Source organism: Phocaeicola sp. (genome assembly GCF_048170425.1).
Lineage (GTDB): Bacteria > Bacteroidota > Bacteroidia > Bacteroidales > Bacteroidaceae > Phocaeicola.
Genome location: NZ_DBEXBB010000028.1, coordinates 1 through 6,945, shown reverse-complemented (window position 1 = coordinate 6,945; position 6,945 = coordinate 1). Strand labels below are relative to the sequence as shown.

Here is a 6,945-nt window from a genome sequence, read left to right as displayed (position 1 = left end):
CGCTTTTTATCAGAATTTCCTTAGTGAGAGGTATTGCTTCTATATTGTTGGTAGAAATCCATTTATAATCGTAAGGATACCTAGGATTATCAGTTTCTTTCAATGCCTCTTCTGCAACAGACTTTTTTTGTATGCCGATTATTGTAATAAACCTTGACGAATTATTTATATTGGCATTTACAATATTATTAATTCTCTAGTATCTATCATAGTCACAACAAATTATAGCTGCCAGTTCCTCTGTCAGCGCGTTAATACCTTTCTGAATCTTCTCCAATTGCTGCTTACGTGGTTTGTGTACTCCAGCCGCATAATGCCATAACTGGCGTTCATTGATTCCGGTTATCCGGCTCAAAGCGGCTTTAGTAAAGATACTGCTGTAATAGTTGATGAAGGTGGCAGCATCTATCTTGAATTTCAAGGTGAACTCTCCCTGCAATACTTCCACTGGAGCGATGTTCATCTCCTTGCATGAATCCAAGTATAGCTCAACAGCTTCCTTCATGTTCTTCTCGATTTCCTTCACATCGTTGCCCACAATAATCACCGGAGCACCTTCAATGTAGGCACTAAGATTATTTCCTGCGTGTCCTACAATCACTTCTACGGTTCTCATATCAAATCAAACACCTAGCACTATATTAGCGTCAATATTCAGTTTTTGACTAATTTCACGAGCGACCTTCAATGTTGGCTCACATTTGCCAGAAATATAATCACTCAAACGTGAAGGACTAACCCCAATCAATTTAGCCAGTGCTTTTTGGTTAAGTCCCATTTCATACATACGGAGTTTGAGAACATCAACAAGTGTTGGTTCTCCTAATGCAAAATGCTCTTCTGAATAATCAGCAACAAGGTTAGAAAGTAATTCCAGTTCTATACTATTAGGATTATCAAGAGGGGTTTCGTCTGTAACCAGTGGAAGCAATTCCTCAACCCTTTTCACTGCCCAATCATATTGAGCTTTTGTTTCTATCTTAGTCATATCAGTATAAATCTTAGAGTAATATCAGTATTAAAAATAGAATCCGTTAAGCAAAGATTTTCTCTATTTATTATTATATTTTAGATCAATCAGCTATTTTATCATATTCAGCATGTGTAACTATAAATCGAATATAAACGAATTTTATAGTAAATTTTATCACTACAATCAATCTGTAATTATTACCTTTAATATTAAAAACATAATGTTGGTTACCCACATTATCCGCGCTATTGAAGGTCTTTTTTACATCTGCAAAGCAAGTCCATTCGCTTTTCTTGATTATGGTAGTCCATTCTTGCAAAGCTACCTTTGTATCAGGATGCGTTTCGGCATATTCCTTTATAGCTTGTTCTGTAAATATTCTCATTGGTTTCACTCCATTATCATATTGCAAAGATAAGAATATAATTCTATTTTTCAAAATTGATTTCTATTATCTGTAATCGCAATAAAAATAGCGATACCTCGAAAGATACCGCTATTCAATTAGTCAATATTTTAGATTTATATCATTCTGTTTTGTATTATCCCCGTAAACATTCTGACTGGATTGTTCTATTCTTCGGATTTGTTACTGGAACTTTTGAGAGAGGAAAGCTGTATCTGTTTCTCGATGTCGTTCTTCTGCTTTTCGGCCTGCCCTTCCTTGATAGCTTCAATCTCGTCCAGAACTGCATCCACGTTCCCCACAAAGGTGATAGCCCGCTGTTGCGACCAGATTTCTCCGTCTTTGGCCTTGATGGCTATATCAATCTTGTCTTTGATGTCCTCCAGCTTATATGGTTGCATCTGCACATCCACGTCGATGGTCTCAGAGGCTTCTTCAAGAGTCGTATTCACGGAACCCAACGTAGAGACAAGGAAGTTCACACGCCGTTGCATGAACTCGCCGACGGTCTCGTTCAGATTTTCTACGTTAAGATGGGTGGATATGAACACATAATCGAATGTAACACCGGATACGGCGTTACCTATACCTTTCAGGGAGTCAAAAGAGATTCTGGGTGTATTGGTCAGTCCATATATCTGACTTAACAGGGTTTCTACCTCGAATTTTACTGTATCGGGCACCTGTGACCAGGTAAGGTACTGGGCATTTGCTCCCTGACCGGTCAGCTCGACCACCCGGTTTTTGAACTCACCGGAGAAGTTCTCCACGTTACCAAATAGCATGAGGATAGGGAAGAAGTGGTGGTCGATACAGTCTGCATAGTTAGGAAGAAGTTTCTCCAGTCTTACGCGGAGACTCTTTATCTTTTCACAGCATGCTTCCGGACGGTACATATAAATCACCAGCATCTTCCTGAACCCATGAGCAAATGAACCTTTGTCTGACCAGCTGCTTGTCAGTTCCCACTGATAAACCGTGTCCTTGGTAATGGTCATGAAACAGGTAATCTCCACGTCGTTCAGGTCTTTTTTCTTGTATTCACGGGATAGGGCCACCAAATCCCCCTGGTCATTGGAGAAAAGGTAGAGTTTGTCGCCACGGAACGGGGACCAGATGGTACTCTTCAGACGGTAATCAGGCTTTGACTTGCCGAAGATTCCTGAAATCTTTCGCTTAAGCTTTGCCCAGAAGACGTCATCCTTCACCACATACCAGTACTCAGCCACTTCCTGCTCGGCCAGCCATGCCCGGACTACTTTTTCGTTCTGGTATTTCAACTTATTCTTCTTGAATACCTACTTTAATGTAGAAAAAAGGCTTTCTTCCGACTGGTCCGGCTGGCAATCAAGGACCGGTTCTGTTCTCACGGTGAAGGCAGTCTGAATGTTCACGATGTCCTGCTCGATAGGAAGCGCAATCCGTTTCGGGTCAACTTCTTTCCTTACCGCCGGCTCAACATATTCTTTCCCGGTTGTCGGGTCTGTAATCCGTTTCTCAGGCTGGGTAGTGATTTTGATTTTCGGGTATTTCTCTTTATCTATCACTATCTCGTGCTTGTTTGGATTCCAGTCGTTGTAAAGAGCGTGAGCGTTTGGTTGCTCGGTTTTGCGTCCTTTCTTCAGATAGTAGATTTTTCTCTCTACTTCCGGCATAGCCAAAATTTCTTCTAAGGTTCTCATATAATAATTTTTAATGTCCAAATACTCCTGAGATGTCTTTCGGTTTCATAATCCTGCCGAGAAGTTCTCCCAGCACATAGTAGCGTGCAGCGTCAATACCATGGTTATCGTGGTCTTCCGGTTCGTTGATGTAGTTTCCATCCTTATCCTTTGCCTATACATAGTTTCTGAACTCTCTCTGAAGATTATAAGAACGCTTGGTGATGTAAATCTCCATTCCCTGCATCTTGTCAATACCGGCATTGACAGAACCTTGTCCTTTCTCTACCGCGTATATTTTAATCCCTCCATTATGAATCTCCTGAATGAGTCGCGGGTCCGCACTGTCGGCAATCACTCTCAAATTCCACGGGCGTAACGTCTTTATAATATCCCCGGAAAGTATCCAGTTCTATAATCCACTTCATCCAGATAAAGCACATTGTCTACGATGCCACACCGAATAGAAGCCGATGGATCATTGGTGTAACCAAAGTCCTGTCCGATAGCCACCTTCTTGTACCACATGGGGAACTCATCCACGATACCCCATTTCTTGAATACAGCACCCTCGGCCACGTCCGTCCATCGGCCGATAACCACATGAGCGTATTTCTCCGGGTTCTTCTCCTTCATTTGCTTGACTTCTCTCAGGAACTCAGGAGAAAGGTTCTCGATATTGTCGAAGTAAGTCATATGAATGTGGAGAACATTTGGATGAGTTAAGATTTGAACCGGTACACTGTCAATATCCACCAGCCGGTGGGTATTATCGATGTATTTCTTGTAGATGAAGTGATTGGAGTCACAGGGATTCATGATAATGATAATCCGGTTCTGAATTCCCTTCTTACGGATGGAGAGCATAATCTTGTCAAACTCTTCCTCACTGGTCCATTCCTCTGCTTCATCACAGACAAAGGTGGTGATACCCTGAATGGACTTCAACTTGGCCGTCTGGTTCTCGGAAGAAGTCTTTATACCACGGAACATGATACGACTGCCGGTCATCCGGTTTACAATATCGGTTTTGGTTGTCTTGAAATACTTCGTGGTTCCGTCCAAATCTATCTTTTCCATCATCTCCGGAATGATAGACATCCCGGCAGATACCATCGTGTAACGGGTGTATAGAATCTGGTGGACAATCTTTTCTACGGGGTCATTTCAAATGTAAGCCGCTCTATGAAGGTAGAAGCGTTGAAAGACTTCCCCGAACCACGGCCACCGGTAATGAGAATGATAAACTTCTCGCTATCGGTATATAACGGATGATATATCGCTTGGGGTACAATCATTTCAGGCTATTTTTAATCCATGAGTCAATAGAAATTCCGTGGTCAATATCCTTTGGAATGTCGGTGTCTTCGTCTTCTCGGTCACCAAATCCTTCTTTTCTTCCTAATGTGGAAAGTAAATAGCGAATCATATACCCCTGGACGTTCACGCCATCCGATAAAGTTCCCATTTTCATCTTTCTCAAGGATACCAAGCGCAAGTACACGTGCAGATACAAGGCATTCATCTACCAGAGAACCTCTTTCGTCGGTGATAGCATCTTTGAACCGGCTGTCTGCTCTGGCCCAATCATACACGTTTTTTCGGGTTACATTGAATACAGCAACAACTTTAGAGAGATTTCCGCATGTTTTATAAAGACTGCAACATATAGGTTCAACAAAATAATAGCGACTGCAACTATTAGGTTTATAGTGACAGTCGCTATTGTTGTATATAAAGGTTTGATACTTGTAGTTTACCGAATGCTTACTTTTCTCCCTGCTTTTTATACAAATGCTTATTTTCTTTTAAGAGTTCATACTCATCAGGAACTCTTCGTTGTCTTTTGTCTTCTCCAGACGATCTTTCACGAAATCCATCGCCTCGATAGGGTTCATATCCGACAGGTATTTGCGGAGAATCCACATACGGTCGAGCGTAGTCTTGTCAAGCAGCAGGTCGTCGCGACGAGTACTTGAAGCCACGATGTTTACAGCCGGGAAAATACGTTTGTTGCTCAAGTTGCGATCCAGCTGCAACTCCATGTTACCTGTTCCCTTGAATTCCTCGAAGATTACCTCGTCCATCTTAGAGCCTGTATCAATCAAAGCAGTAGCCACAATCGTCAGTGAGCCACCACCCTCGATATTACGTGCCGCACCGAAGAAACGTTTGGGCTTGTGCAGTGCATTGGCATCCACACCACCGGAAAGTACCTTACCCGATGCCGGAGAAACCGTATTGTAGGCACGAGCCAGACGAGTGATAGAATCCAGGAAAATCACCACATCGTGTCCGCATTCTACCATGCGTTTGGCTTTTTCCAGCACGATGCCGGCAATCTTCACGTGACGTTCTGCCGGTTCGTCGAAAGTAGAAGCAATCACTTCGGCTTTCACGCTGCGAGCCATATCGGTTACTTCTTCCGGACGCTCATCGATAAGCAGCATAATCATATACACTTCCGGATGATTGGCCGCAATGGCATTGGCGATATCTTTCATCAAGATAGTCTTACCGGTCTTAGGCTGTGCCACAATCAGCGCACGCTGTCCTTTTCCGATAGGCGCAAACAAATCAACTACACGAGCCGACAGGTTGTCGTTATATCCTTTGCACAATTTGAATTTCTCATCGGGGAAGAGCGGGGTCAGGTGGTCAAACGGAATACGGTCGCGTACCAAAGCCGGATCCATTCCGTTAATTTTGGAAACCTTCACCAGCGGGAAGTATTTTTCACCTTCTTTAGGCGGACGGATAGTTCCTTCTACCACGTCGCCGGTTTTCAAGCCGAGCAGCTTAATTTGTGACTGCGACACATAAATGTCATCTGGTGAAGAAAGATAGTTGTAATCTGAAGAACGGAGGAATCCATATCCGTCAGGCATGATTTCCAATACGCCGGTGCCTTGAAGAATATCATCAAAATCGTAGACTTTTTCTACTGGTTTAGGGGCAGGAGCCGGAGCATTATTGGAAAAAGTTTCGGTAGAAGAAGAAGAGGATTGCTGCTCTGGCAAATTCTGGCTGGCAACAGACTGAGAATTGTTGTCCTTTCCTTGATTGTTGTTATTAGGACGGTTATTGCGATTATTCTGACGCGCCTGACGCTGTTGGTTTTTCTGTTTCAGTTCTTTAGCCGGAACTACAGGTACCTCCATTTTGGTAGCTTCAAATTTACCTAGCAGTTCAGACGGAATTTCGAATTTTTCAGAGGGAAGGTCTTCAATAGGAATAAAATCGTTATTGTTTAAGTCAAGCGGCGGAAGATCCATATCATCATCTATCGGAAGCGGAGCTGGCTTGGCAATGAGTTCTTCTGTTTTATTTTCTACTTCTTCCTGTACTTCTTTCTGTGCTTCTTTAGCCAGTGTAGATTTATTTTTAGAACCCGGCTTACGTCCACGCTTGGCTTTGGGTTTTTCTTCAGTGGCAGGAGCAGCGATAACTTCCGGCTGAACTGTTTTCTCTGCAACCGGTGCCACGATTTCCTCTTTTTCCGTCGGCGCAGGAATTTCCTTGAACAATGGAGTTGGTGCCGGAAGGGCTGGAGTATTAGCTTCCAGTTTCTGTGCCTTGTCTTTGGTTGCCGTGTAAACTTTATCCCCTTCTTTCTTTATACTGATGCGCGAACGTTTACGCGGCTGTCCTTCCTTGCGTTCTTCGTTGTTTTGCTGTGCGGCCACTTTCTTTGTGGCACCGACAATTGCCTGTTCATCCAGGATGCGATACACTAGCTCTTCTTTTTTCAGTGAATCGACTTTTTTCAGACCCAACTCTTTGGCTATCTGCTGCAATTCAGACAAATTTTTGTCGTTTAATTGAATGATATTGTACATAAATAGGTTAAATGAATTATTAATATTGAGTGTGTGAAGCATAACAAACCGTTCAGAGGTCTCTTT

General features: G+C 42.9%; 5 protein-coding genes and 2 pseudogenes. All 7 read right to left on the bottom strand.

The window, feature by feature from the left end; translation table 11 throughout:
- Positions 1-196: 196 nt before the first annotated feature.
- Complete coding sequence (locus tag ACMJ0U_RS01135; protein WP_417127602.1) at positions 197-616, bottom strand: antitoxin HicB; 420 nt, start codon at positions 614-616, stop codon at positions 197-199.
- Between the two features lie 6 nt (positions 617-622).
- Positions 623-988: a helix-turn-helix domain-containing protein gene (locus ACMJ0U_RS01130; protein WP_417127600.1), complete on the bottom strand. Its 366-nt coding sequence runs from the start codon at positions 986-988 to the stop codon at positions 623-625.
- Positions 989-1,073: 85 nt separating this feature from the next.
- Positions 1,074-1,358 carry a type II toxin-antitoxin system HigB family toxin gene (locus ACMJ0U_RS01125; protein WP_417127606.1) on the bottom strand — a complete coding sequence of 95 codons (285 nt, stop codon included), beginning with the start codon at positions 1,356-1,358 and terminating at the stop codon, positions 1,074-1,076.
- 188 nt (positions 1,359-1,546) lie between these two features.
- Positions 1,547-3,061, bottom strand: a pseudogene (locus ACMJ0U_RS01120) (phage portal protein).
- Positions 3,062-3,071: 10 nt separating this feature from the next.
- Positions 3,072-4,338: pseudogene (locus ACMJ0U_RS01115) on the bottom strand (PBSX family phage terminase large subunit).
- Positions 4,335-4,508: a hypothetical protein gene (locus ACMJ0U_RS01110; RefSeq protein WP_417127599.1), complete on the bottom strand. Its 174-nt coding sequence runs from the start codon at positions 4,506-4,508 to the stop codon at positions 4,335-4,337. The pseudogene ACMJ0U_RS01115 and the gene ACMJ0U_RS01110 overlap by 4 nt, the downstream one beginning before the upstream one ends.
- Positions 4,509-4,848: 340 nt before the next feature.
- Entirely contained in the window at positions 4,849-6,879 is a 2,031-nt protein-coding gene (rho, locus tag ACMJ0U_RS01105; RefSeq protein WP_417127604.1) for a transcription termination factor Rho, read from the bottom strand.
- Positions 6,880-6,945 lie beyond the last annotated feature (66 nt).

Bases quoted from the DNA above. Each gene is read 5' to 3' on its own strand.
- ACMJ0U_RS01135 (WP_417127602.1), bottom strand. From the start codon at position 616: ATGAGAACCGTAGAAGTGATTGTAGGACACGCAGGAAATAATCTTAGT.
- ACMJ0U_RS01130 (WP_417127600.1), bottom strand. From the start codon at position 988: ATGACTAAGATAGAAACAAAAGCTCAATATGATTGGGCAGTGAAAAGG.
- ACMJ0U_RS01125 (WP_417127606.1), bottom strand. From the start codon at position 1,358: ATGAGAATATTTACAGAACAAGCTATAAAGGAATATGCCGAAACGCAT.
- ACMJ0U_RS01110 (WP_417127599.1), bottom strand. From the start codon at position 4,508: ATGGGAACTTTATCGGATGGCGTGAACGTCCAGGGGTATATGATTCGC.
- rho (WP_417127604.1), bottom strand. From the start codon at position 6,879: ATGTACAATATCATTCAATTAAACGACAAAAATTTGTCTGAATTGCAG.